The 22,763-nt window shown below is 69.2% G+C and carries 22 protein-coding genes; 7 read left to right on the top strand and 15 right to left on the bottom strand.

The window, feature by feature from the left end:
- Position 1 precedes the first annotated feature (1 nt).
- Positions 2 to 871, top strand: a complete 870-nt coding sequence (locus tag MPPM_RS12410; protein WP_096485332.1) for an efflux RND transporter periplasmic adaptor subunit — start codon at positions 2 to 4, stop codon at positions 869 to 871.
- Between the two features lie 93 nt (positions 872 to 964).
- Complete coding sequence (locus MPPM_RS12405) at positions 965 to 1,603, top strand: hypothetical protein (RefSeq protein ID WP_096485331.1); 639 nt, start codon at positions 965 to 967, stop codon at positions 1,601 to 1,603.
- A 61-nt stretch (positions 1,604 to 1,664) separates the two neighbouring features.
- Here MPPM_RS12405 and rfbA read toward each other — a convergent pair whose 3' ends face one another.
- From rfbA to rfbC, 4 genes are all read right to left on the bottom strand, one after another.
- Positions 1,665 to 2,555 (bottom strand): glucose-1-phosphate thymidylyltransferase RfbA, encoded by an 891-nt coding sequence (rfbA, locus tag MPPM_RS12400; RefSeq protein WP_096485330.1) that lies wholly within the window; start codon positions 2,553 to 2,555, stop codon positions 1,665 to 1,667.
- Positions 2,556 to 2,571: 16 nt separating this feature from the next.
- On the bottom strand, positions 2,572 to 3,462 hold the full coding sequence (gene rfbD / locus MPPM_RS12395) for a dTDP-4-dehydrorhamnose reductase (protein ID WP_096485329.1): 891 nt from the start codon (positions 3,460 to 3,462) through the stop codon (positions 2,572 to 2,574).
- A gap of 2 nt (positions 3,463 to 3,464) precedes the next feature.
- Complete coding sequence (gene rfbB, locus MPPM_RS12390) at positions 3,465 to 4,523, bottom strand: dTDP-glucose 4,6-dehydratase (RefSeq protein ID WP_096485328.1); 1,059 nt, start codon at positions 4,521 to 4,523, stop codon at positions 3,465 to 3,467.
- Between the two features lie 117 nt (positions 4,524 to 4,640).
- A complete protein-coding gene (gene rfbC, locus MPPM_RS12385) occupies positions 4,641 to 5,192 on the bottom strand; it encodes a dTDP-4-dehydrorhamnose 3,5-epimerase (RefSeq protein WP_096485327.1) in 552 nt (183 codons plus the stop codon).
- Positions 5,193 to 5,363: 171 nt separating this feature from the next.
- Between rfbC and MPPM_RS12380 the strand changes: the two genes are divergently transcribed.
- On the top strand, positions 5,364 to 5,807 hold the full coding sequence (locus MPPM_RS12380; protein WP_096485326.1) for a DUF2147 domain-containing protein: 444 nt from the start codon (positions 5,364 to 5,366) through the stop codon (positions 5,805 to 5,807).
- A gap of 20 nt (positions 5,808 to 5,827) precedes the next feature.
- Here MPPM_RS12380 and MPPM_RS12375 read toward each other — a convergent pair whose 3' ends face one another.
- The 4 genes from MPPM_RS12375 to MPPM_RS12360 all read right to left on the bottom strand — a co-directional run bounded on the left by MPPM_RS12375 (position 5,828) and on the right by MPPM_RS12360 (position 9,775).
- Complete coding sequence (locus tag MPPM_RS12375; protein WP_096485325.1) at positions 5,828 to 6,295, bottom strand: hypothetical protein; 468 nt, start codon at positions 6,293 to 6,295, stop codon at positions 5,828 to 5,830.
- A gap of 177 nt (positions 6,296 to 6,472) precedes the next feature.
- The gene (locus tag MPPM_RS12370) at positions 6,473 to 6,865 is read right to left on the bottom strand and encodes a hypothetical protein (protein ID WP_096485324.1); all 393 of its coding nucleotides are present in this window, start codon (positions 6,863 to 6,865) and stop codon (positions 6,473 to 6,475) included.
- A gap of 103 nt (positions 6,866 to 6,968) precedes the next feature.
- On the bottom strand, positions 6,969 to 8,786 hold the full coding sequence (locus MPPM_RS12365; protein ID WP_096485323.1) for a methylmalonyl-CoA mutase subunit beta: 1,818 nt from the start codon (positions 8,784 to 8,786) through the stop codon (positions 6,969 to 6,971).
- 149 nt (positions 8,787 to 8,935) lie between these two features.
- Positions 8,936 to 9,775 (bottom strand): undecaprenyl-diphosphate phosphatase, encoded by an 840-nt coding sequence (locus MPPM_RS12360; RefSeq protein ID WP_096485322.1) that lies wholly within the window; start codon positions 9,773 to 9,775, stop codon positions 8,936 to 8,938.
- Positions 9,776 to 10,003: 228 nt separating this feature from the next.
- Between MPPM_RS12360 and MPPM_RS12355 the strand changes: the two genes are divergently transcribed.
- From MPPM_RS12355 to MPPM_RS12345, 3 genes are read left to right on the top strand one after another with little or no spacing between them, the layout of a single operon-like run.
- Complete coding sequence (locus MPPM_RS12355; RefSeq protein WP_096485321.1) at positions 10,004 to 10,696, top strand: glutathione S-transferase family protein; 693 nt, start codon at positions 10,004 to 10,006, stop codon at positions 10,694 to 10,696.
- Between the two features lie 44 nt (positions 10,697 to 10,740).
- Positions 10,741 to 11,871, top strand: coding sequence for a tRNA epoxyqueuosine(34) reductase QueG (gene queG / locus MPPM_RS12350; protein WP_096487829.1), 1,131 nt, complete (start codon positions 10,741 to 10,743; stop codon positions 11,869 to 11,871).
- A 6-nt stretch (positions 11,872 to 11,877) separates the two neighbouring features.
- Positions 11,878 to 12,747, top strand: a complete 870-nt coding sequence (locus tag MPPM_RS12345) for an SDR family oxidoreductase (protein WP_096485320.1) — start codon at positions 11,878 to 11,880, stop codon at positions 12,745 to 12,747.
- A gap of 13 nt (positions 12,748 to 12,760) precedes the next feature.
- Here the strand turns inward: MPPM_RS12345 and MPPM_RS12340 are convergent, their stop codons facing one another.
- The 7 genes from MPPM_RS12340 to glnA all read right to left on the bottom strand — a co-directional run bounded on the left by MPPM_RS12340 (position 12,761) and on the right by glnA (position 21,132).
- Positions 12,761 to 14,725, bottom strand: coding sequence for a PAS domain-containing protein (locus MPPM_RS12340; RefSeq protein ID WP_096485319.1), 1,965 nt, complete (start codon positions 14,723 to 14,725; stop codon positions 12,761 to 12,763).
- Positions 14,726 to 14,855: 130 nt separating this feature from the next.
- Entirely contained in the window at positions 14,856 to 15,590 is a 735-nt protein-coding gene (locus tag MPPM_RS12335; RefSeq protein WP_096487828.1) for an NUDIX hydrolase, read from the bottom strand.
- Positions 15,571 to 16,074, bottom strand: a complete 504-nt coding sequence (locus tag MPPM_RS12330) for a DUF983 domain-containing protein (RefSeq protein ID WP_096485318.1) — start codon at positions 16,072 to 16,074, stop codon at positions 15,571 to 15,573. The genes MPPM_RS12335 and MPPM_RS12330 overlap by 20 nt, the downstream gene beginning before the upstream one ends.
- Positions 16,075 to 16,097: 23 nt before the next feature.
- Positions 16,098 to 18,455 (bottom strand): ribonuclease R, encoded by a 2,358-nt coding sequence (gene rnr, locus MPPM_RS12325; RefSeq protein WP_096485317.1) that lies wholly within the window; start codon positions 18,453 to 18,455, stop codon positions 16,098 to 16,100.
- Positions 18,456 to 18,612: 157 nt separating this feature from the next.
- Positions 18,613 to 18,951, bottom strand: coding sequence for a hypothetical protein (locus MPPM_RS12320; RefSeq protein ID WP_096485316.1), 339 nt, complete (start codon positions 18,949 to 18,951; stop codon positions 18,613 to 18,615).
- 61 nt (positions 18,952 to 19,012) lie between these two features.
- Positions 19,013 to 19,591, bottom strand: coding sequence for an NADPH-dependent FMN reductase (locus MPPM_RS12315; protein ID WP_096485315.1), 579 nt, complete (start codon positions 19,589 to 19,591; stop codon positions 19,013 to 19,015).
- Between the two features lie 131 nt (positions 19,592 to 19,722).
- Entirely contained in the window at positions 19,723 to 21,132 is a 1,410-nt protein-coding gene (gene glnA / locus MPPM_RS12310; protein ID WP_017485704.1) for a type I glutamate--ammonia ligase, read from the bottom strand.
- A gap of 562 nt (positions 21,133 to 21,694) precedes the next feature.
- Here glnA and MPPM_RS12305 point away from each other — a divergent pair.
- Positions 21,695 to 22,741, top strand: a complete 1,047-nt coding sequence (locus MPPM_RS12305) for a glutamine synthetase beta-grasp domain-containing protein (protein WP_096485314.1) — start codon at positions 21,695 to 21,697, stop codon at positions 22,739 to 22,741.
- The last annotated feature ends 22 nt before the right edge of the window (positions 22,742 to 22,763 follow it).

Raw genomic sequence — 22,763 nt, 5'->3', positions numbered from 1 at the left:
GATGACCTTCCAGGTCGGAATGGGGCGAGTCCGGATCTGCGCGGCCCTCGTCGCGCTCTGCCTCTCCGCCGGTGCGGCGAGCGCCCAGGAAACCCGCGTCGACTGCGTCGTGGAGCCGGCGCAGAAGCTGAAGATCGGCTCGGCCACGCTCGGCATCCTCAAGAGCGTGCCGGTCAACCGCGGCGCCACGGTCAAGGCCGGGGAGATCATCGCCCGGCTCGATTCGAGCGTGGAGGAGGCCAACGTCGCCCTGTCGCGGGCGCAGTCGGATTCGACGGCCAGCATCGAGGCGCAGCAGACCCGGGTCGAGCTCTACAAGCGCCGCCTCGACCGCCAGAACCAGCTCTCGAAGGGGATCGTCACCCAGGAGAAGCTCGATCAGGTCGAGGCCGATTACGAGATCGGCAAGCGTGACCTTCAGACCGAGATCCTGAAGCACAAGCTCGCCGGGATCGAGCTGCAGCGCGCCGAGGCGCAGCTCGAATTGCGGATGATCCGCAGCCCGATCCGCGGCATCGTCACCGAGCGGCTGATGTCGGCCGGCGAGTTCGTGCGCCAGGACAGCGCGATCTTCACCCTGGTCCAGCTCGATCCGCTCTACGTCGAGGCCTACCTGCCGGTCTCCCGCTGGAAGGAGATCGCGCTCGGGATGCCGGCCACCGTCGAGCTCGACCAGCCGATCGGTGGCACCTATCTGGCCAAGGTCAGCGTGGTCGATCAGGTGTTCGACGCGGCCAGCGGCACCTTCGGCGTGCGGCTCGAACTGCCGAACCCCGATTTCAAGCTGCCCGGCGGCCAGCGCTGCAAGGTCGCCTTCCCGCTTGCCCCGGCCGGACCTCTCGCCACCGCCCTGCCCTCCGGCAGCAAGTAAGATGCCTCGCGCCGGGGACAGCACGCCCGGCGCGGTGGACCTTTGCCGGCCGGCGGCGTATTGCGCTGCACGATGGAGCGGACGGCGACACGGATGCTGACGGTGGGGCTTGCGGCACTCGGCGCCGCCGTGCCGCCCGCGAACGCCGCTCGGGCGCAAGCGCAGGCCGCCGGAACGGCGGCCGACACGAGCCGGGAGGCGCAGGATGGGTCCGGCGCGCGCGCCTTGATCGAAACGCTGAGCGCCCGCCTGCTCGCCGCGCCGAGCGCCACCGCCGTCCTCGAAGCGTGGTGTGCCGAGCGCGGGCTCAGCTCCGATCCACGGATCATCGCCGTGCGCGTCTCTGGTCCGGACAAGCCGCCCGGGGCCGCACGGCGCGAGCGGCTCGCCGTCGGTCCGGACGAGCCGGTGCGCTATCGCCGGGTGCGACTCACCTGCGGCGCCCATGTCCTGTCGGAAGCCGACAATTGGTACGTGCCCTCGCGCCTGACGCCTGACATGAACGCGGCGCTGGACGGAACGCAGGCTCCCTTCGGCCACGTCGTGCGCCCGCTGGGTCCGAGCCGGCGCAACCGGTCTCTGACGATGCTGTGGCGGCCCGAGACCGGCGGCCTGCCGGGACCCGGCGAGCCGCTGTTCTCCGTCGAGGCAGTGCTGACGGTCGGCGGCGTGCCGTTCTGCGAGGTTGCCGAGACCTATACCGGCGCGGTGCTGATCCAGGGCGATCGCTGACGATAGCGATCGCGTCCGCTTCTGGCTCACCTCACCATCGCGAATGGGCGAGGCGCGTCCGTCAGAAATCCTGATCGGGCCGGCGGCCCTCGCGGGCGAGGCGCAGCAGGTTCTGGCCGTACTTGGTCTTGGCGAACAGCTCGCCCCGCGCCTGCAGCTGCTCGCGGCCGATGAAGCCTTGGAGATAAGCGATCTCCTCCAGGCACGCCACCTGGAGCCCCTGACGGTGCTGCAGCACCCGCACGAACTCCCCCGCCTCCAGCAGGTTGTCGTGCGTGCCGGTGTCGAGCCACGCATAGCCCCGGCTCATCCGCTCGACATGAAGCTGGCCGCGCTCGAGATAGGCCTGGTTGACGGAGGTGATCTCCAGTTCGCCCCGCTCCGAGGGCTGCACCGCGGCGGCGATGTCGAGCACCTGATTGTCGTAGAAGTACAGGCCCGTCACCGCCCAAGGGCTCTCCGGGGTCTTGGGCTTCTCCACCAGCCGCAGCGGGCGGCCGCTCTCATCCAGCGTGACGACGCCGTAGGCCTCGGGATGATCGACGTGATAGGCGAACACCGTCGCCCCGCTCTTGCGGGCGCGTGCCTTGGCGAGCAGCTCGCTCATGCCGTTGCCGAAGAACAGGTTGTCGCCGAGCACCAGCGCGACGTCGTCCGAGCCGACGAAGTCGCGGCCGATGAGGAAGGCCTGAGCCAGCCCCTCGGGCCGCGGCTGTACCGCGTAGGTGAAGGTCAGCCCGAACTGCTCGCCGGTGCCGAGCAGGCGCTGGTAGTTGCCGAGATGCTCAGGCGAGGAGATGATCAGGATCTCGCGGATGCCGGCCAGCATCAGCACCGAGATCGGGTAGTAGATCATCGGCTTGTCGTAGACCGGCAGCAGCTGCTTGTTGATCGCCAGCGTGGCCGGATGGAGCCTTGTGCCGGAGCCGCCGGCGAGCACGATGCCCTTCATACGAAACACGTCCTGATCAGTGGGAACGAACCGGCCCGACCAGCCGGTCGAGGATGTCGTCGAGCGCCGCCTCCCAGGAGCGGGGCGCGATGCCGTAGGCATCGGTCAGGCTCTGCGTCGAGAGGCGCGAATTGGCCGGGCGCCGGGCCGGGGTCGGGTAGGCGGTGGTCGGAATGCCCTCGACCGGAACGCTGCGCCCCCCGCGCTGAGCCGCGCCCGCAACGATGGCGCGGGCGAAGCCGCACCACGTGGTGGCGCCGTCGTTGACGCAGTGCATGGTGCCGGCCGGCGCGGCCTCGTCACCGGCCATCCGCAGGGCGATGGTGGCGAGAGCCGCCGCGAGGTCGCCGGCCGAGGTCGGGCAGCCGTGCTGGTCATCGACAACGGTGAGCTTCTCCCGCTCGCCCGCGAGACGCAGCATCGTCTTGACGAAATTGCCCCGGTGCGGGCTCACCACCCAGGCGGTGCGCACGATCGCGTGGCGCGGGTTCGCGCTGCGCACCGCCATCTCGCCGGCCGCCTTGCTCGCACCGTAGACGCTTTGCGGGTTCACCGGCGCATCGGGGGCGTAGAAGCCCTCGCCCGAGCCGTCGAACACGTAGTCGGTCGAGACGTGGACGAGCGGGATGGTCCGCCGCTTCGTCTCGGCGGCGAGGATGGCAGGTGCCAGCGCGTTGAGCCGCCACGCGGCGGCGACCTCGCTCTCGGCCTTATCGACGGCGGTGTAGGCGGCCGTGTTGATCACCGCCGCGTAGGCGCGCGCATCGAGCGCGGCGGCAACGGCCGCTTCGTCGGTGATGTCGAGGCTCTGGCGGTCGGGGGCGTGGACCCGCACGCCCTCGGGCCAGGAAAAGGCCTGAAGCTCCGTGCCGACCTGCCCGGCCCCGCCGAGGATCAGGATGTCCATGCTCAGGCACTCTTCTGAGCGAGGCCGAGCCGCTCGCCCGAGTAGCGGCCCTCGCGGATCGGGCGCCACCACGCCTCGTTGTCGAGGTACCAGCGCACGGTCTCTTCCAGCGCCTGCTCGAACACCTTGGTCGGCCGCCAGCCGACCTCGGCCTCGGCCTTGCTCGGGTCGATGGCGTAGCGGCGGTCGTGGCCGGGCCGGTCGGCCACAAAAGTGATCAGGCGCTCGTGCGGCCCGTTCTCGGGGCGCAGGCGGTCGAAGGCGGCGCAGAGTGCCTTCACCACGGCAAGGTTGTTCCGAACCGCGCGCCCGCCCAGCAGGTAGGTCTCGCCGATCCGGCCGCGCTCCAGCACCGCGACGAGGCCGCGGGCATGGTCCTCAACATGGATCCAGTCGCGCTCGTTCATCCCGTCGCCGTAGACCGGCAGCGGCTTGCCCTCCAGCGCCGCCAGGATCATCAGCGGGATCAGCTTTTCCGGGAAGTGGCGCGGCCCGTAATTGTTCGAGCAGTTCGTCACCAGCACCGGCAGGCCGTAGGTCTCGTGCCAGGCGCGCGCGAGGTGATCGGAGGCCGCCTTCGACGCCGAGTAGGGCGAGCGCGGATCGTAGCGGCTCTCCTCGGTGAAGAAGGCGTCGGGCGGCAGCGAGCCGTAGACCTCGTCGGTCGAGACGTGGAGGAAGCGAAACCTCGCCTTCGCCTCGCCGGACAGGCTCTCCCAGTGGCTGCGGGCGCCGTCGAGCATGACCTGGGTGCCGATGACGTTGGTGCGCACGAAGGCACCCGGATCGGTGATCGAGCGGTCGACATGGCTCTCGGCGGCCAGATGCATCACCGCGTCGGGCCGGAACTCGGCGTAGAGCGCGTGGACGCGGGCCGGATCGCAGATGTCGGCCTGTTCCAGGCGGTGTCGCGGATCGTCCGCCAGCGGCTGCAGCGAGATCGGGTTGGCGGCGTAGGTCAGGGCGTCGAGGGTGAGCACCTCGTGGCCGAGATCCTGCACCAGATGCAGCACGAGCGCGGAGCCGATGAAGCCGCAGCCGCCCGTCACCAGAATGCGCATCGATCTCAACTCCGTTGCTTCGTTCACGCGAGGCATCCGAGGATCACGCCCGGCTGCATCGCGGCCCCGTTCGGTTCGATACCAACCCTTGCGGTTGGACGCATCCGGTATCTCGGCTCAGAACACCCGCCCGAGATCGGCCAGAAGCGGTGCGGCCTTGTCCTTGCCCGAGAGGATCGCATCCGCTTCGGCCACCGGCCATTCAATGCCGATCGCCGGGTCGTTCCAGCGCAGGTTCCGGTCGTCGGCGGGGCTGTAATAGGCGTCCACCTTGTAGGCGACCATGGTGTTCGGCTCCAGGGTGCAGAAGCCGTGGGCGAAGCCGGCGGGCACGAACAGCTGCTCGCCGCCCGCCGCGTCGAGCCGCACGGCGACATGGCGACCGTAGGTGGGCGAGTCCGAGCGGAGATCGACGGCCACATCGAGGATCGCGCCGGCCAGCACGCGGATCAGCTTGGCCTGGGCGTTGGGTGCGACCTGGAAGTGCAGGCCGCGGATCGTTCCAGCGGGTGCGGAGAAGGACTGGTTGTCCTGGACGAAGGCGTTGGCGATGCCGCGCTCGGCAAGTAGGTCGGCGCGGTAGACCTCCGAGAACCAGCCGCGATCATCGCCGTGGCGCTTCGGGATCACCCGCTTCACCGCCGGGATCTCGGTCTCGATCACCTGCATCCGCCGCTCCTGACTCGCCTGTGCAGACTCGCTCGGGCCGTAGGCCGCGCGAATGGGGTGAAGTCAAGGCCGCATTGTCAAACACCGCCGCCGCCGCACCTTGCGGTAGCGTGGCCGTCTCACTACCGCTGTCGCGAGCCGGCGATCACGACCGGCGAGGAGGAAGACGAAATGACGACGTCGTGCGCCAACAGGCCTCGCGATCCGATGATCCGCATGGCGGCCTTCGGGCTGCTGTTCCTGGCATCCGGCGGAAGCGCGCTGGCGCAGAAAACCTCCGACCTGTCCGGCCTTTGGCAGACCGAGACGGCGGGTTCGACGGTGCGCATCGCTCGCTGCGGCAACGGCTATTGCGGGACGATCGCGGCGACGGCCGGGCCGGGCGTCGATGCCAAGAACCCTGATCCGGCGCTGCGCACACGCAAACTCGTCGGCGTCCAGATCATGCAAGCCGGCACGCCGAGCGGCGCGGGCTTCGAGGGCAGCCTCTACAATCCGAACGACGGAAAGACCTATGCGGGCAGCGTGACTCCGAAGGGGCCCGACACGGTCGAAGTCGCGGGCTGCGTGCTCAGCGTGCTGTGCAAGCGGCAAACCTGGCGGCGGATCCGCTAGACGGATCCGGCTTCAGCCATTCATTGATCCGCACCGCCCGCCGCCGATTCCGTGGCGGCGTCGCCGAGGGTGGCCTTCTCGGCCGGCGGCTCTGCGCTCGCGACGGTCTTCGGCTCCAGCAGCGGCTGGAGACGGGCGGCGAGTTGCTTGTCGAGATGTCGGGCGTAGGCGCCCTTGAAGTAACGTTCACCGGTGCCGCGGCCGTAAATGCGGTCGTGCGCGACCGCCATGCGATCGACCTCGGGGCGGCACAGGAAGCCGGTCACGCCGGCCGCCTCGTACCAGCGCCCGTCGCGCGCGAGCCGCATGGCCTTGGGATTGGCGATCACCGTCTCGGCGAAGCAGGCCGTTGCCGCCTCCTCGAGCGGCGCCAGTACCGCGTGCTCGGAACCGGGAACATGCTGCCGTGCCGGGCGCGCCTCGGCCGCGGAACTGAGCACGACGAAGGCGAGACCGAGAAACGGCAAGGCTCTCATCACGGCGGTCATGGGGGCGCCTCGAACGGGTATCGAACGCCCGCACCGTTCGCCCAAGATCACGCCGGATCTAGGGCGAAAACAGGTTTCGCATGGTGCGGCGCGGAGCGAGTGCCGATCTGTCGCCCGGCCGCCACAGGCCAGATGGCTTAGCCGTTCCGATATTTTCGCCTGGGCATCGAGGCGGAATCAGCCGCGCCGCATCGCGTTCCAGCTTCCGCTGCAGCTGATCGGGCCATCGCCGAGTGTCGACCAGCGGCCGGCCCCGGTGCCATTCGCCGAGAGCCGACCGGAGACCTGCGCCGCGTTGCCGCCGCGGGAGATCGTGCCCCTCACCGTTCCGTTCGCCGCAACACGACCGCTGATGTCGACCTCGCCGCCTCCGTAGACCGCCTCACCCCGCTGGATCTGGACACCGTAGCGATAGGCGCGGTCGCAGGGGCCATCGAGGGTGAGCACTTCGATGCTCCAACGGCCGTCATAGCGGTTCGGGACCTGAACCTTCCGCTTGGCCGCCTCCGCTGTCCCGACGCCCAGCACGACGAGAGTGAGAGTGGCGACGGCAAATTTCGGCAGACGCATGAGATTGAGATCCGGCTGTGAAAGTCGGGCCGCCCGGGCCCGTTTCAGCCGGAAGATTGTCTCGCACCCCGCAGTGTCAAGGTTGCTCGCGCGGCCTTGAGCGTCAGTTCTCCGCCCGCTCGGCGGCCTCCCGCAGGAGCGCCAGCAGATCGCAGCCGGCGAAAAGGAAGCCGTGAACGCCCGCTCCGCGCAGGGCTTCCGCTTCGGCGGGCCTGCCGGCGAGATAGATCGCGCCGGCGCCGGCCGCCTTCAGCGCCTCGGCCGCGGGCACGGCCTCGGTCTGGTAGACGGCATCGGACGAGCACAGGCAGACCAGCCGCGCCCCCGAGGCCTTGAAGGCCTCGGCCAGAGCGCCGGTGTCGGAGAAGCCGTCATTGCCGATGGCCTCGATGCCGCCCGCGGCGAAGGCATTGGCGGCGAAGGTCGAGCGGGCATTGTGAACCGCCACGGGACCGAGATTGGCCAGAAACACCGCCGGACGCCGGCCGGTCCGCGTCAGAGTCGCGTCGGAGGCATCGCGCAGCGCCTCGAAGGGCTCGGCGAGGCGCTGCGAGGGCAAGGCCCCCTCCGAACGGGGGAGATCGCGCGGGGCGGCATCGAGCACCGCCACCGGCTTCTCGGCGAGGAACGGAAACTCGCTGGCGCCGGTCAGCGCCTCCTTGCGGGTCGCCACCGCTCGCGACCGCGCCTGCGCCACCGCCGCGATCCGGCCCGCGAGCGCACCGGCCTCGAGGCTCTTCGCGATACCGCCCTCGCGCTCGATCTCTTGGAAGAGACCCCAAGCCTTCTCGCTGAGTTCGGCGGTGAGCGCCTCGAAACCGCCCGCGCCGGCCGCCGGGTCGGAGACCTTGGCGAGGTTCGATTCCTCGATCAGCACGATCTGGCTGTTGCGCACCACGCGCCGGGCGAAGGCGTCGGGCAGTCCGAGCGCCTGGGTATAGGGCAGAGCGGTGACCGAATCGGCCCCGCCGAGGCCGCTCGAGGCCGACGCCATCGTGGTGCGCAGGATGTTCACGAAGGGATCGCGGCGGGTCATCATCCGCCACGCGGTCTCGGCCAGGACTCGCAGCGGCTTCGGCGCGAGCCCGCAGGCCTGCTCGACCCGGGCCCAGAGGCGCCGGATCGCCCGGAACTTGGCGATGGTCAGGAACTCGTCGGCATCCGCCACGAGAAGGATCGCGATGGCATCGCGGGCGCGCTCCAGATCATGGCCGCCGGCTTCCAGCGCCCGCAGATAGGCGACCGCCGTCGCGAGCACGGCCGCCAGTTCCTGCGCCTCACTCGCCCCGGCCTCGTGGTAGGGGCGGGCGTCGGCCAGGGCCACGCGCCCGCGATATCCGGTGAAGCTCGTGACGGTCTCGGAGAGGCGCGCCTCCCACCCCTGTTCGAGCCGGCCTGTGGCCGCGCGGGCGCCGAGCGGGTCGAGCCCGAGATCGAGGTCGAGGGCGGCAGGATCGTCACCGCGGCGCTCGACCAATTGCTTGAGCAGGGCGGCCGTCTCGAATCCGGCCGCGCCCGCGTCGAGCCTCAGGGCGATCAGCGGCAGCATCACCCCCTTCAGTGCCGCGTCGAGCGCGTCGAGCGAGGAGAGGTCGAGACCGAAGCCGCGGGCGGCGGGCGCATCGCGATGGACGAGCACCAGCGCGTCGGCGCCGCCCTCGAGGTCGGTCAGCGCCTGCGCCGCGGCCTTCTCCGTGTCCGGGTGGTCGATGAGCTGCGCCAGGCGCCAGGGCCCGGGTGCCCGCACGGGCTGCGTCACCCCCGCGGCCGGCTCGTAGAGCGGCTCGATGCGCAGGCCGTCGGCGGTCTTCGAGACGAGGCGCTTCTCGAAATCGCCCCCCTTCAGCGCGGCCTCGACGGCGCTGCGCCAGCGCTCGCGGGTCGCAGGCTCGAACAACTCGGCGAGCGGACGATCTTCCATCTTGGGCGAGACCTTGACGTTTCGAGCTTTTCCCCACCGCTTCTTGAGAGAGCGGCGACTTGGCCGCAAGCCCTCGCACAAGGTGCGGGCGAACGACAACCGACTTTAGTCCGGGTCGCCGCGTCCGCCTCGTTCAAAATCCTGAAGGTTCAGCCAAAAAGAATCAGTCCAGCGAAGCCCAGCGAGCCGACGATGATGCGCCACCACGCGAACAGCCAGAAGCCGTGACGGGAGACGTAGTCGAGTACCGTGCGCACCACGATCAGGGCCGAGATGAAGGCGGCGACGAAGCCGATGACGATCAGCAGGGCGTCGTTCGAGGAGAGGTTCTTGTAGTTGTCGAGCAGGTCCTTGGCGAAGGCGCCGGCCATGGTCGGCATGGCGAGGTAGAACGAGAACTCGGTGGCCGAGCGCTTGCTCGCGCCCATCAGCATCGCGCCGACGATGGTGGCGCCGGAGCGCGACACGCCGGGGATCATCGCGATGCACTGGAACAGACCGATCTTCAGCGCCATCGGCAGGCTGAACTCGAACACGTCGGTCTTGCGCGGATGCTCGGTCGGCCCGTCATGCGGCGCGGCCTTCGGCTCGCCCACCGTGTCGTCGATGACGAGCAGCACGAGGCCGCCGGCCACCAGGGTGGCGCAGACGATCCAGGGGTTGAACAGGTAGAACTTGATGTATTTCGAGAACAGGCCGCCGATGATCGCCGCGGGCAGGAAGGCGATCAGCACGGCGAGCACGAAGCGGCGCGCCCGCGGATCGTTCGGCAGCGCGGTGGCGATGCCCCAGAGCTTGCCGAAATAGGCGTAGAGGATGGCCAGGATCGCGCCCAGCTGGATCAGCACCTCGAAGGTGTTGTTGGGCGAGTGGAACCCGATGAAGTGGCCGATGAGGAGCTGATGCCCGGTCGAGGAGACCGGGATGAACTCGGTGGCACCCTCCACCACGGCGAGCACGAGCGCCTTCGCGATCAGGACGAGATCCATGAGCCTGCTGTTCCCCACGCCGATGTCCCGGCACACGCTGGGGCGCGGCAGACGACGGCGATGCGGCAGCTTTGGGGCGGCAGGGTTGACGAGCGGTTACCGGGTTGCGGCGCGTTTGTTAATAAGGTGGCAACGATGGAGAAATAATCCTGGCGCGTCGCCCCAATTTCGCCGGTGCGACACGGTCTGCCCAGGGCTCTGCCTTCTTTCCGCTGAACCACGGCCTCGATGGCGACGCTCTATCACTCTCCGTTCTGCCCGAACTCGCGCTTCATCCGCCTCGTCCTGGCCGAGATGGGCATGGAGCCGACCCTCATCGAGGAACGGGCCTGGGAGCGCCGCCGCGACTTCCTCGTGATCAACCCGGCAGGCACCACGCCGGTGCTGGTGGAGCAGACCGGGCTCGCCATTCCCGGCGCGGGCGTGATCGCGGAATATCTCGACGAGACGCGGGGGCTCGGCCTTGCCGGACGGCGTCTTCTGCCGGACACCACCACGGCGCGGGTGGAGGTGCGGCGCCTGCTCGATTGGTTTCTCGTCAAGTTCAACAGCGAGGTGACCGAGTATCTGGTGACCGAGAAGATCGACAAGCGCTTCATGTCGTCCGCCGCAGGGGGCGGCCCTCCGGACATGAATGCCATTCGTGCGGCGCGCACCAACGTGCGCTATCACCTCCAATATGTCGGTTACCTGATCGGGCAGCGCCGCTGGCTCGCCGGCAACGATCTGACCTATGCCGACCTCGCGGCGGCCGCCCATCTTTCCTGCGTGGACTATCTCGGCGACGTGCCATGGGACGAGGACGATATGGCGAAGGACTGGTACGCGCGGGTGAAATCCCGCCCGTCCTTCCGCGCGCTCCTGGCCGACCGGGCGCCGGGGATGCCGCCGGCCGCCCATTACGCGGATCTGGATTTCTGAGGCCCGAGAAGGCCGTCCCCACCGGCCGCCCCCTGCGCGAGATAATCGAGGCACGCGCGCGCCATCTCGGCTTCGATGCGTTTCGCGTCACCCGGCCCGATTCAGTGCCGGCCCTGCGCGAGCGGCTCCCGGCATGGCTGGCGGACGGCCACCACGGCACGATGGACTGGATGGAGGATCGCGCCGAGCAGCGCGCGGCACCCTCCGCCCTGTGGGCCGAGACCCGCAGCATCGTCATGCTCGGCATGAATGCGGGGCCGCAGCGCGATCCCCTCGACCTCGTGCGGCTGACGGATCGCGGCGCCATCGCGGCCTACGCGCAGCGGCGCGACTACCACGACGTCATCAAGGGCAAGCTGAAGGAACTCGGCGGCTTTCTTGCCGCGAAATCGGGGGAGCCCGTGAAGGTCTTCGTCGATACCGCCCCGGTGATGGAGAAGCCGCTGGCACAGGCCGCCGGACTCGGCTGGCAGGGCAAGCACACGGTGCTGATCTCGCGCGAGCACGGCAACTGGCTGATGCTCGGTGCGATCTTTTCCCGCGCGGAGCTGGAACCCGACGCACCCGAGACCGACCATTGCGGCTCCTGCCGCCGCTGCCTCGACATCTGCCCGACGGACGCCTTCCCATCGCCCTATCGGCTCGATGCGCGCCGATGCATCGCCTATCTCACCATCGAGCATCACGGCCCGATCCCGCGGGAGTTCCGCGAGAGCATCGGCAACCGCGTCTTCGGCTGCGATGACTGCCTCGCGGTCTGCCCGTGGAACAAGTTCGCGGGCGCGGCGCGGGAGACGCGCCTGGCCACCCGCGAGGATCTCGCGGCACCGCCGCTCGCCGAACTCGCCCGCCTCGACGAAGCGGGGTTCCGGGCGCGGTTTTCCGGCACGCCGATCAAGCGCACCGGCCGCGACCGCTTCCAGCGCAACGTCCTGATCGCCATTGGCAATTCGGGCGACGCGGGTCTCGCCGAACAGGCGGTGGCGAGCTTGACCGATCCGGATCCGGTGGTGCGGGGTGCCGCGGTCTGGGCGTGCGGGCGGCTTCTCGGCCGGGCGAGGCTGCACGATTTGTTCGACGCCCATGGACGCGGGGAGACCGAGGCGCATGTGAGGGAGGAGTGGCGCGCCGCCGCCGGCCTTCCTATGGAAGCGGATCGCCCTCGGGAGACCTGACACCGCATGAACCTGTTCGTCTTCGGCCTCGGCTTCTCCGCCCGGCATTTCGCCGAGCGCGAACTGGCCCGCTTCGACACGGTGCGGGCGACGGTGACCGAGCCCGAACGGGCGAAAAGCCTCGCGGCCGAGACCGGGTTCACCGTCCGCGCTTTCGGGCCTGAGACCGACGATCCCCGCATCGCCGAAGAGCTGGCCGATACTGATGTGCTGCTGATCTCCGCTCCGCCCGGCCGGGACGGCGACACGGTGCTCGTCCGCTACCGCGACGCGATCGCGGGGAGCCGCATCCGCTGGATCGGCTATCTCTCGACCATCGGTGTCTACGGCGATCACGGCGGCGCCTGGATCGATGAAACGACCCCCGCCGCGCCGAAGAGCGCACGCTCCCGCGACCGCCTCGCCGTCGAGAACGCCTGGCTCGCGCTCGGGGCCGAGACCGGCAAGGCGGTGCAGGTGTTTCGCCTGTCGGGCATCTACGGCCCCGGCCGCAACCCGATCGTGAAGCTGCGCGAGGGGCGCACCCAACGCATCGTCAAGCCGGGTCAGGTGTTCAACCGCATCCACGTGGACGACATCGCCGCGACGCTCGCCGCCTCGATCGAGCGTCCGCGGCCGGGCGCGGTCTACAACGTCACCGACGACGAGCCGGCGCCGCCGCAGACCGTGACCGAGCACGCGGCAGCACTCACCGGATTGCCGCTGCCGCCCGAGATCGATTTCGAGACCGCCGACCTGAGCCCGATGGCCCGCAGCTTCTACGGCGAGAACAAGCGGGTGCGAAACCGGCTGATCCGCGAGGAGTTGGGCGTGCAACTCGCCTTCCCGACCTATCGCGAGGGGCTGGCCGCGCTGATCTCCGACGCCCGCGGGTGATGGGGCTTTCGGATCAGACGAACTGAACGCCGACTCCGTCATCGGTGCGGCGCGCCACCCGGCAGCGCCGGGGCGGTTCGCCGTCGAGATGGAGGGTGAAGGTCTCCGGCAGGTCCGCAGCGTCGATCGCCAGCTTGGCGCCGCCCTCGGAGAGGTTAAGCACCGTGCAGGGCAGGCTCTGCGGCTCGCCGGCCCTGCGTCCGCCCTCCGGCACGAAGGCGACGTGGCCGGACAGCGCCGTCCGATGTCGCACCTCGCCGCGCCGTTCCTCCAAGCCGACGTTCCAGGCGTCGAGACGACTCGCGAACTCCGCCACGCTCGTGGCGGTGGCCTGCATGTCGGTGTTGACCTGACCGGTCGTCGCGCGCTGCCGCTCACTGTCCGCGGTCGTCTGCGCGATGAAGCCCTGCACCGTGTCGACCACGGCGGCGGTGGAGACCAGCGCCGTGCCGACGTCCCGCGAGACCGCCTGCATGGCGCCGATCTCGCCGGTGATTCGGGCGGTGGCCGAGCGCGCCTGCTCGGCGAGGCTCTTCACCTCGGTGGCGACGACGGCGAAGCCGCGGCCGGCCGCGCCCGCACGGGCCGCCTCGATCGTGGCGTTGAGGGCGAGTAGGTTGATCTGCTCGGCGATGCCGGTGATGACCTCGACCACGCCGGTCATCGCGGCGGCCGCATCGTCGAGCTTGGCCGAGAGCGCACCGGCGGCGCTCATGCGGGCCTGGATGTCGCCCACCGCCTCGTGCGAGCGGTTCATCTGCTCGGCGATGGAGGCCGAGATCCGGTGCATCTCCTGCGACGCTCCCGCCACCGTCCGCACCCGGCCCAGCGTCTGCTCGGCCATGGTGAGGGCGCTGGCGCGCACCGCCATGCTCTGGCTGATGTCGAAGGCGTATTTGACGACCTTGAACGGGCGCCCCGCCGCGTCGAGGACCGGGTTGTAAGAGGCCTGGATCCAGACCTCGCGGCCGTTCTTGCCCACCCGCTGGTAGACGGCCGAGGTGAACTGTCCGGCCCGCAGCGTCGCCCAGAAATGGGCGTAGGCCGGGCTCGCGGCGTAGTCGGGCGTGACGAACATCCGGTGGTGCCGGCCCTGTACCTCGGGAAGGGTGTAGCCCAGGGCATCCAGGAAGTTGTCGTTGGCATCGAGGACCGTGCCCTTCATGTCGAACTCGATGACGGCCTGCGAGCGACGGGCCGCCTCGACCTTCCCCGCCATGTCGGCGGCGGCGCGCTTCGCCTCCGTGATGTCGGTGGCGTACTTCACGACCTTGAACGGGCGCCCGGAGGGATCGAGGATCGGGTTGTAGGTCGCCTGGATCCAGACATCGCGCCCGTCCTTACCGACGCGCCGGAACTCGCCGGCCCGGTACTCGCCGCGGGCGAGAGCCTCCCAGAAGGCGCGGTACTCGGCGGAGGCCGCCTCCTCCGCTCCCACGAACAGGCTGTGATGGCGGCCCTCCACCTCGTGCGCTGCGTAGCCGAGGGCGTCGAGAAAATTGGCGTTGGCGCTGCGCACTGTTCCGTCGAGGTCGAACTGGATGACCGCCTGCGAGCGTCCGATCGCGGCGATCTGGCCGGCCGTCTCGGCGGCGGCGAGGCGCTCGGTCGTCACGTCGAGGGCGAATTTGACGATCTTCCGGACCCGGCCGGCGGCGTCGAGAACCGGGTTGTAGCTGGCCCGGATCCAGACCTTGCGGCCGTCCTTGGCGAGGCGTCCATAGGCCGCCGTCCGGAATTCGCCGTGCCGCAGGCCCTGCCAGAACGCCTCGTACTCGGGGCTGCCCGCCTCCTGTGGGTCGACGAACAGCCGGTGATGCTGCCCGCGTATCTCGGCGAGCCGGTAGCCCATCAGGCTGAGGAAGTTGTCGTTCGCGTCGAGGACCGTCCCGTCGACGGCGAAGGTGATGACCGCCTGCGAGCGGCTCAAGGCGTCGAAGACGGACGCGGCATCGGAGCGACGGAAGGCGGCAAGCATCAGCGATCAGGCTCCGGAGACCGTCACAAGGTGCCTGATCGTCCTTAAGAAACCCCTTTTGCTTTGCGCACGATCAAATGGTGCATTTCGGGTGGGGCGCGTACCGTGGAGGACGTGAGACCCGTCCGGTTCAGATTTCCTCCCGCAGCCCCTTGCCGCGGCGCTCGAAGTAGAACGGAATCGGCCGGTAGGGCGGAAAGCCGGCTTCCGCCGCCGCCTCCAGATCGTCGAGGATCACCCGGGTGATGCGCGGCAGATCGAGCTTGCGCGCCGCGGCCAGATCGACCCAGGCCAGCTCGGTGAGTTCGGCATCGGGCCCGACGATGCCGGGCCGCTCGGCGGCCACCGCCCTCCGGTCGACGGCGAAGAAGCGGGTATCGAAGCGCCGCACGCGCTTGGGTGGCGTGATCGCCCGTGCCACGAGATGCAGAGCTTCGAGGTCGGGCATCACCCCCTCCTCGTGGAACGCCCGCCACGCGCCTTCCGGCGCCGTCTCCGGCGGCCCGTAATCGCGGGTGCCGATGAGAAGGCCGGTCTCCTCGTAGGTCTCGCGGATCGCGGCGAGGGCGAGCGAGCGGCCGAGATGATGGGGCGCGCGGGGCAGCTTGGCGCGCAGGGCGTCGTCGGCCCGCTGCGACAGGGCGCCGGCCACCGGCATCAGCCGATCGGACGTCTCGATCCGCCCACCGGGGAATACGAACTTGCCGCCCATGAAGGCGAGGCCGGCATGGCGGCGGCCCATCAGCACCTTCAGCCGCTTCCGCGACCGGTCGAGGACGATCAGGGTCGCGGCATCGCGCGGGCGCAGGCGGGGCGGAGAGGCGGATGGATCTCGCCCGTCCGGGTCAAGCCGATCCGAGTTCAGGAGCGCCGCCTGCCGTGCTTCCCGCGTCGCTTCCTGCGTCACCGCCGCGTCTCTCCCCCGTGCCGGTCCCGCCGCGCGCGGGCGGCGCCTTGCCGAAGCCGTGCATGCCGAACGTGTATTGCAGGCCGATCACCGCGCCCTTGACCGGTTGAAGAAGCCCCAGCGCGAGGACGAGGGTCAGCAGCGGCCAGACGGTGAGCGAGATCCCGAGCGGCACGTCGTAGCCCATCTCGACCTCGAGCACGAGGTAGCCGACGATGTGGCCGACGAGGAAGATGACGAGATAGGGCGGCAGGTCGTCGGCCCGGTGGCCTTCCATCTCCAGGCCGCAGGACTCGCAGGCCGGCCGCACCTTGAGGAAGCGCCCGAACATACGGCCCTGTCCGCAATGCGGGCAGCGGTTGAGGAAGCCGCGGGCCATGGCCGGGACCAGCCGCGTCCGCTCCTGGGGAGACGGCGCCGGAGGGGAAAGATAGGTTTCCATGGCCCGACTCTAGCCGCTTCCGCTCAGCGGCGCGAGCCGCGGTGGCGCCGCGCCGCCTCGCCCTCGGACGCCGATTCCTTGCCCGGGCGCGGCTTGCCGGGGGCGGCTTTGCCTTTGGCCTTCGCGCCAGCCTTGCCGGGCTTTGCCTTGAACCCACTCCGCTTGATCCCGCCTCCCCTCGCTCCGGCGCGGCTGCGCCCTTCCGAGAGGATCTCGAAGCGCAGCGCCCCGGCCACCGCCGCCGCTTCCACGAGACGGACCTCGACGGTGTCGCCGAGGCGGTAGGTCTCGCCGCTGCGGTCGCCGACGAGGGCGTGCAGGGCCTCGTCGTGGCGGTAATATTCGTGGCCGATGGTGGAGACCGGCACGAAGCCGTCCGCACCGGTCTCGTCGAGCTTCACGAACAGCCCGGAGCGCGTCACCCCGGAGATCCGCCCCGAGAAGGTCGCGCCGACCCGGTCGGCGAGGTAGCCGGCGATCAGCCGGTCGATGGTCTCGCGCTCCGCCGCCATTGCCCGGCGCTCGGCCGCGGAGATCTGCTCGGACACCGCATCGAGCATCCCCGGTGTTGTGTCGCCGGGCAGACCGTCCTTGCCCAATCCGCAGGCACGCACGAGGGCGCGGTGGACGATAAGATCTGCGTAGCGGCGGATGGGCGAGGTGAAGTGGGCGTAGCGACGCAGGTTCAGGCCGAAATGGCCCAAATTCTGTGCAGCGTAGATCGCCTGTGCCTGCGAACGCAGCACCACCTCGTTGATGAACGGGGCGTGCTCGGTCTCGGCCACCTGGGCGAGGATGCGGTTGAACAGGTCGGGCCGCAGGGCGCCGGCCTTGGTCATCTTGACGCCGACCGAGGCGAGCACTTCGGACAGCGCGCGCATCTTCTCCAGGGCCGGCTCGTCGTGGACGCGGTAGATCAGCGGCGAGCCCGCCTTCTCCAGAGTTTCGGCCGCGGCAACGTTGGCCTGGATCATGAACTCCTCGATCAGCCGGTGCGCCTCCAGCCGCTCCGGCACGATCACCCGATCGACGCCGCCTTCCGCGTTGAGGAGCACCTTGCGCTCGGGCAGGTCGAGGGCGAGCGGTCCGCGGGCATCGCGGGCCCGCTTCATCGCCTCGTAGGCGGCGTAGAGCGGGCGAAGCGCCGTCTCCAGGACCGGCCCCGACTTCTCGTCCGGCCTGCCGTCGATGGCGGCCTGCGCCTGGGCGTAAGCGAGCTTGGCATGCGAGCGCATCAGGATGCGGTGGAAGCTGTGGCTCCGCTTCACCCCGTCGGCGCCGATGATCATCCGCACGGCGAGCGCCGGGCGGTCCTCGCCCTCGCGGAGCGAACAGAGATCGTTCGAGATCCGCTCGGGCAGCATCGGCACCACCCGGTCGGGGAAGTAGACCGAGTTGCCCCGCAGGAGCGCCTCGCGGTCGAGGGCCGAATCCGGGCGGATATAGGCGGCCACGTCGGCGATCGCGACGGTGACGACGAAGCCGCCCGCATTGGCCGGATCGGGATCAGCTTCCGCCATCACCGCGTCGTCGTGGTCCTTGGCGTCGGGCGGGTCGATGGTGACGAGCGGCGCATCGCGCCAATCCTCCCGGCCGCGCTTGGTCGCGCGCTTGGCCGCGTCGGCCTCGGCCAGCACCGCCGCCGGGAAGACGTGAGGAATGTTGTGGAGGTGCAGCGCGATCAGGCTCACCGCCTTCTCGGAGCCGAGCGTGCCGAGACGCTCCGTCACCCGCCCGCGGGGCAGGCCGAAACGGGTCTCGCGCTCCACCGCGACGCTGACGAGATCGCCGTCCCTGGCCTCGCCCTCCTCGCCGGCGGGAATCGCGATCTCTTTCCCTTGAGACTTCTTCTCGACGGGGAGCAGGCGCCCGCCGTCGCGCCCGGCGCGATAGACGCCGATCACTTCCGCACGGTTCTTGCCGATCACCTTGATGACCCGGCCGGTATAGCGGCCCGGCGCCTCCGGATCGGGTGCGACGCGGATCAGCGCCCGGTCGCCGAGGCCGGGCGCCGGGCGGTTGCCCTTGCGGCCGGCGCGGGGCACCTCGACGGCGATTTTCGGCGCCTCGCCCCCGCCCTCCCACTGCGCCGGGCGCGCGATCAGGTCGCCATCGCGGTCGCGCGAGACGATGTCGGCGAGAACCACGGGCGGCAGGCTGCCGCCCTTGCGGAACCCGCCGCGGTCGCGGTCGAGCGCGCCGTCGGCCTCGATCTCCTTCAGGATCGCCTTGAGACCGATCTTGTCGGCGCCCGAGATCCCGAAGGCTTTGGCGATCTCGCGCTTGCCGACCTTTCCGGGCGTCTCGGTGATGAAGGCGAGGATCTGCTCGCGGGAGGGAAGAGCGGGGGCACCCGCCTTCGGATTGATGCGTCTGGCCAAGGAGTCGGGCTCGCCGCGCCGGCCCGGACGGGCTCGACGCGCTGAAGATTCGATGATCGGAGAGACCGTGATGGGTCCCGATGTCCGACGAAGATGGGCTCTCGCAGCGCCCAGGACAACGTTTCGGCGTCGTCCGTGAACAGCTTCGGCCCCCTGCTCAGCCGGTCGAGGCGGATTTCCGGATCGTTTCGACGGCCGTGTCCACGTCGAATCCTCGGCTCGTCAGATCTTCGAGAGCGAAGGGCGCCGACCGCGGCAAGGTCAGGTTCACTTGCCCCTCCTCCGGCTGAAGCTCGGGCGCCTCCGCCGCGCGGACCGCCAGGGTCCAGGCGCCGTCGATCCGCACCGCATCGGCCGGCGGCGGATCGGCGGCGAGCCCCGCCAGCTTCTCCGCCGCCGCCTGCCGGAAGGCGAGGCTCCTGCCGTCGTCGGAGACGAGCGCCGCCTTGATCAGCTCGGCCAATGCATCCCTGACCCTGTCCACACTCGTGTTCATGCGCTCTTCGTCCTCAGGTTGTGCATTCCGAGGAGAGCAAACGGAGTGCCGTGCGCGCGGTTCAGTACGGCGTGCCGCCCGCCCGCTTCGCCTTCAGCGCCTCGGCGTACCACGTCAGCTCGTCGAGAAACTTCTTTGCGGCCCGGCCGAGCCAGTCCTCGGCGGGCTCGCCCGCCTCGCTCAGCGCCTTCTGGATGCGCGGAATCGGCAGGAGCGAGGGAATGCTCGGCGTGCCGAGTTCGGCCAGCATCGCCCGCAACTGCATCGCCGCGCGAACGCCGCCATACTGCCCGGCCGAGTAGCAGCAGATGGCGGAGGGCCGCCAGAAATACTCCTCCAGGAAGTGGTCGAGGGTGTTGGAGAGTGCGGGCGGGATCGAGTGGTTGTACTCGGCCGAGACGATCACGAAGGCGTCCGCCCCGCGAAACAGCGTCGCCAGTCGCTCCAGCGGCTCGGGCGCCTCGCCCTTGGGATACTCCTTGTACATCCGGTCGAGGAGCGGGAACTTCAGCTCGGCCGGATCGACCAAGGGCGCCGCGTGGCCGCGGGTTTCGAGTTGCCCGGCGAGGAAGCGGGCGGCGCGGATGCCGGCGCGGTCCGCGCGCACGGAACCGAGGATCACGGGGACGGTAAGGGTCATGGGCAGGGCTCCCGATCGGATGAGCCACCTCGTCCCGTCTCGGCTGCCAGCGTCAAGCATTCCCCAACAAAAAAGGCACCGGAGCCTCGAAGGCTCCGGTGCCGGCGGCAAAACGCTGCGCGAAGAAATTCTTACAGCGAGTAGTACTGCACGAACTCGATCGGGTGCGGGGTCATCTCGTAGCGCAGCACCTCGGTCATCTTCAGCTCGATGAACGAATCGATCTGGTCGTCCGAGAACACGCCGCCGGCCTTGAGGAAGGCGCGGTCCTTGTCGAGGTTCTGCAGCGCCTCACGCAGAGAGCCACAGACGGTCGGGATCTTCTTCAGCTCGCGCGGGGGCAGGTCGTAGAGATCCTTGTCCATCGCCGGGCCCGGATCGATCTTGTTGATGATGCCGTCGAGGCCGGCCATCAGCAGCGCCGAGAAGGCGAGGTAGGGGTTGGCCATCGGATCGGGGAAGCGGACCTCGACGCGCTTGGCCTTCGGGTTCGTCGTCCACGGAATCCGGCAGGAGGCCGAACGGTTGCGGGCCGAGTAGGCCAGCAGCACCGGCGCCTCGTAGCCCGGCACCAGACGCTTGTAGGAGTTGGTGGACGGGTTGGTGAAGGCGTTCAGCGCCTTGGCGTGCTTGATGATGCCGCCGATGTACCACAGGCATTCCTGGCTGAGGTCGGCATACTTGTCGCCGGCAAACAGCGGCTTGCCGTCCTTCCAGATCGACTGGTGCACGTGCATGCCGGAGCCGTTGTCGCCGTAGACGGGCTTGGGCATGAAGGTCGCGGACTTGCCGTAGCTCTGCGCGACGTTGTGGATGCAGTACTTGTAGATCTGCATGTGGTCGGCAAGCGTGGTGAGCTTGTCGAACTTCATGCCGAGCTCGTGCTGGGCGCTCGCCACCTCGTGGTGGTGCTTCTCGACCTTCACGCCCATCGACTGCATCGCGGCCAGCATCTCGCCGCGCATGTCCTGGGCCGAGTCCTGCGGCGGGACGGGGAAGTAGCCGCCCTTGGTCTGGACGCGGTGGCCGAGGTTGCCGCCCTCGTAATCGGTGAAGCCGTTGGTCGGCAGCTCAGTGGAGTCGAGCTGAAAACCCGTGTGGTAGGGGTCGGCGCCGAACTTCACGTCGTCGAACACGAAGAACTCGGCCTCGGGGCCGACGAAGATGTCGTCGCCGATGCCGGTCGAGCGCAGATACGCCTCGGCGAGCTTTGCGGTCGAGCGCGGATCGCGGGAATAGGGCTCGCCGGTCGACGGCTCCAGCACGTCGCAGACGATCGACATGGTGGAGGCGGAGAAGAACGGATCCATGCAGGCGGTCGCCGGGTCCGGCATCAGCAGCATGTCGGATTCGTTGATCGCCTTCCAGCCGGCGATCGACGAGCCGTCGAACATCGTGCCGTCCTGGAAGATCTCGTCATCGACCAGGGAGACGTCGAAGGTCACGTGCTGCCACTTCCCGCGCGGGTCGGTGAAGCGGAAGTCGACGTACTTCACGTCGTTGTCCTTGATGGCCTTCAGCACATCGGCGGCCGTAGTCATGCTGTGCGTCTCCTCGGCAAAGTCTGAGAGCGGGGCGGTGGGCCACCCGCCGGGTCCGGGCGCGGGTCTAGCCGGTCCGTTCCTGCGGCGCGAGGGGCTGATCGGGAAAGCGGGACATCTCGAAGGCGCGGCGTCCGCGACTTCGTTCCTGATCCGGGCACAGGCCCCCTCTCGCACCCCCGGCCGGTCTCGCCGGCCGGCGCGGACGATATCGTCCGCGCCTCGCGGTTGCCACCCGTCGGAAGGCAAAAAATCCACGTGATCGCGGGACGTTCGAGACGTTTCGTTTCCGATCGCGCCGCCGCGCCGGTCATATTTGCCGCAGGATCCCGTGTGACGATACGGCGATGATTGGCATGCGACGTGCTTAGGGCAGCCCGGAGCGTCCGCGGGCGCTTGGGGGTCGGGCTGGCGCCTTGCTCTTTCCGTGGATCGACGTCTCGGATGCGGCGGGGAAGAACACCCGCCGGACGCGATCCAACCGGGAGGCAGGCTCTCAACGGCGCCGGTTCCGCAAAAGGTTTCGTCAGGACACGGATCCTCAAGGTACGAGAGACTCGGAATGACCAAGTTTAAGCTCGAGTACATCTGGCTCGACGGCTACACGCCCACTCCGAACCTGCGCGGCAAGACGCAGATCAAGGAGTACGACAGCTTCCCGACCTTCGAGCAGCTCCCGCTCTGGGGCTTCGACGGCAGCTCCACCCAGCAGGCCGAGGGCTCCTCGTCCGACTGCGTGCTCAAGCCCGTGCGCCACTTCCCCGACCCGGCCCGCACCAACGGCGTGCTCGTGCTGTGCGAAGTGATGATGCCGGACGGCAAGACCCCGCATCCGTCGAACAAGCGCGCGACCGTGCTCGACGATGCCGGCGCGTGGTTCGGCTTCGAGCAGGAATACTTCCTCTACAAGAACGGCCGCCCGCTCGGCTTCCCCGAGACCGGCTACCCCGCCCCGCAGGGCCCGTACTATTGCGGCGTCGGCGCCTCGAATGTCGGCCCCGTGGCGCGCAAGATCGTCGAGGAGCATCTCGACCTCTGCCTCGCCGCCGGCATCAACCACGAGGGCATCAACGCCGAGGTGGCCAAGGGCCAGTGGGAATTCCAGATCTTCGGCAAGGGCTCCAAGCGGGCCGCCGACGAGATGTGGATGGCCCGCTACCTGCTCCAGCGCCTGTGCGAGACCTACGAGATCGACATCGAGTACCACTGCAAGCCGCTCGGCGACACCGACTGGAACGGCTCGGGCATGCACTGCAACTTCTCGACGACGTTCATGCGCGAGACCGGCGGCAAGGAGTACTTCGAGGCCGTGATGGCTCAGTTCGAGAAGAACCTCGACGACCACATCGCCGTCTACGGTCCCGACAACCACATGCGCCTGACCGGCAAGCACGAGACGGCGCCGTGGAACAAGTTCTCCTACGGCGTGGCCGACCGCGGCGCCTCGGTGCGCGTGCCGCACTCCTTCGTCAACAACGGCTACAAGGGCTACCTTGAGGACCGCCGCCCGAACTCCATGGGCGACCCCTACCAGATCGCCTCGCAGGTTCTGAAGACGATCTCCGAGGTTCCGCTTCCGGCCGAAGCGGCTCAGAAGGCCGTCGCGTAAGACTTTCGAGGCCGATTATTGA

The sequence above is a fragment of the Methylorubrum populi genome (assembly GCF_002355515.1).
GTDB classification, from domain to species: Bacteria; Pseudomonadota; Alphaproteobacteria; order Rhizobiales; family Beijerinckiaceae; genus Methylobacterium; species Methylobacterium populi_A.
This window is presented reverse-complemented; position numbering and strand designations above follow the sequence as displayed.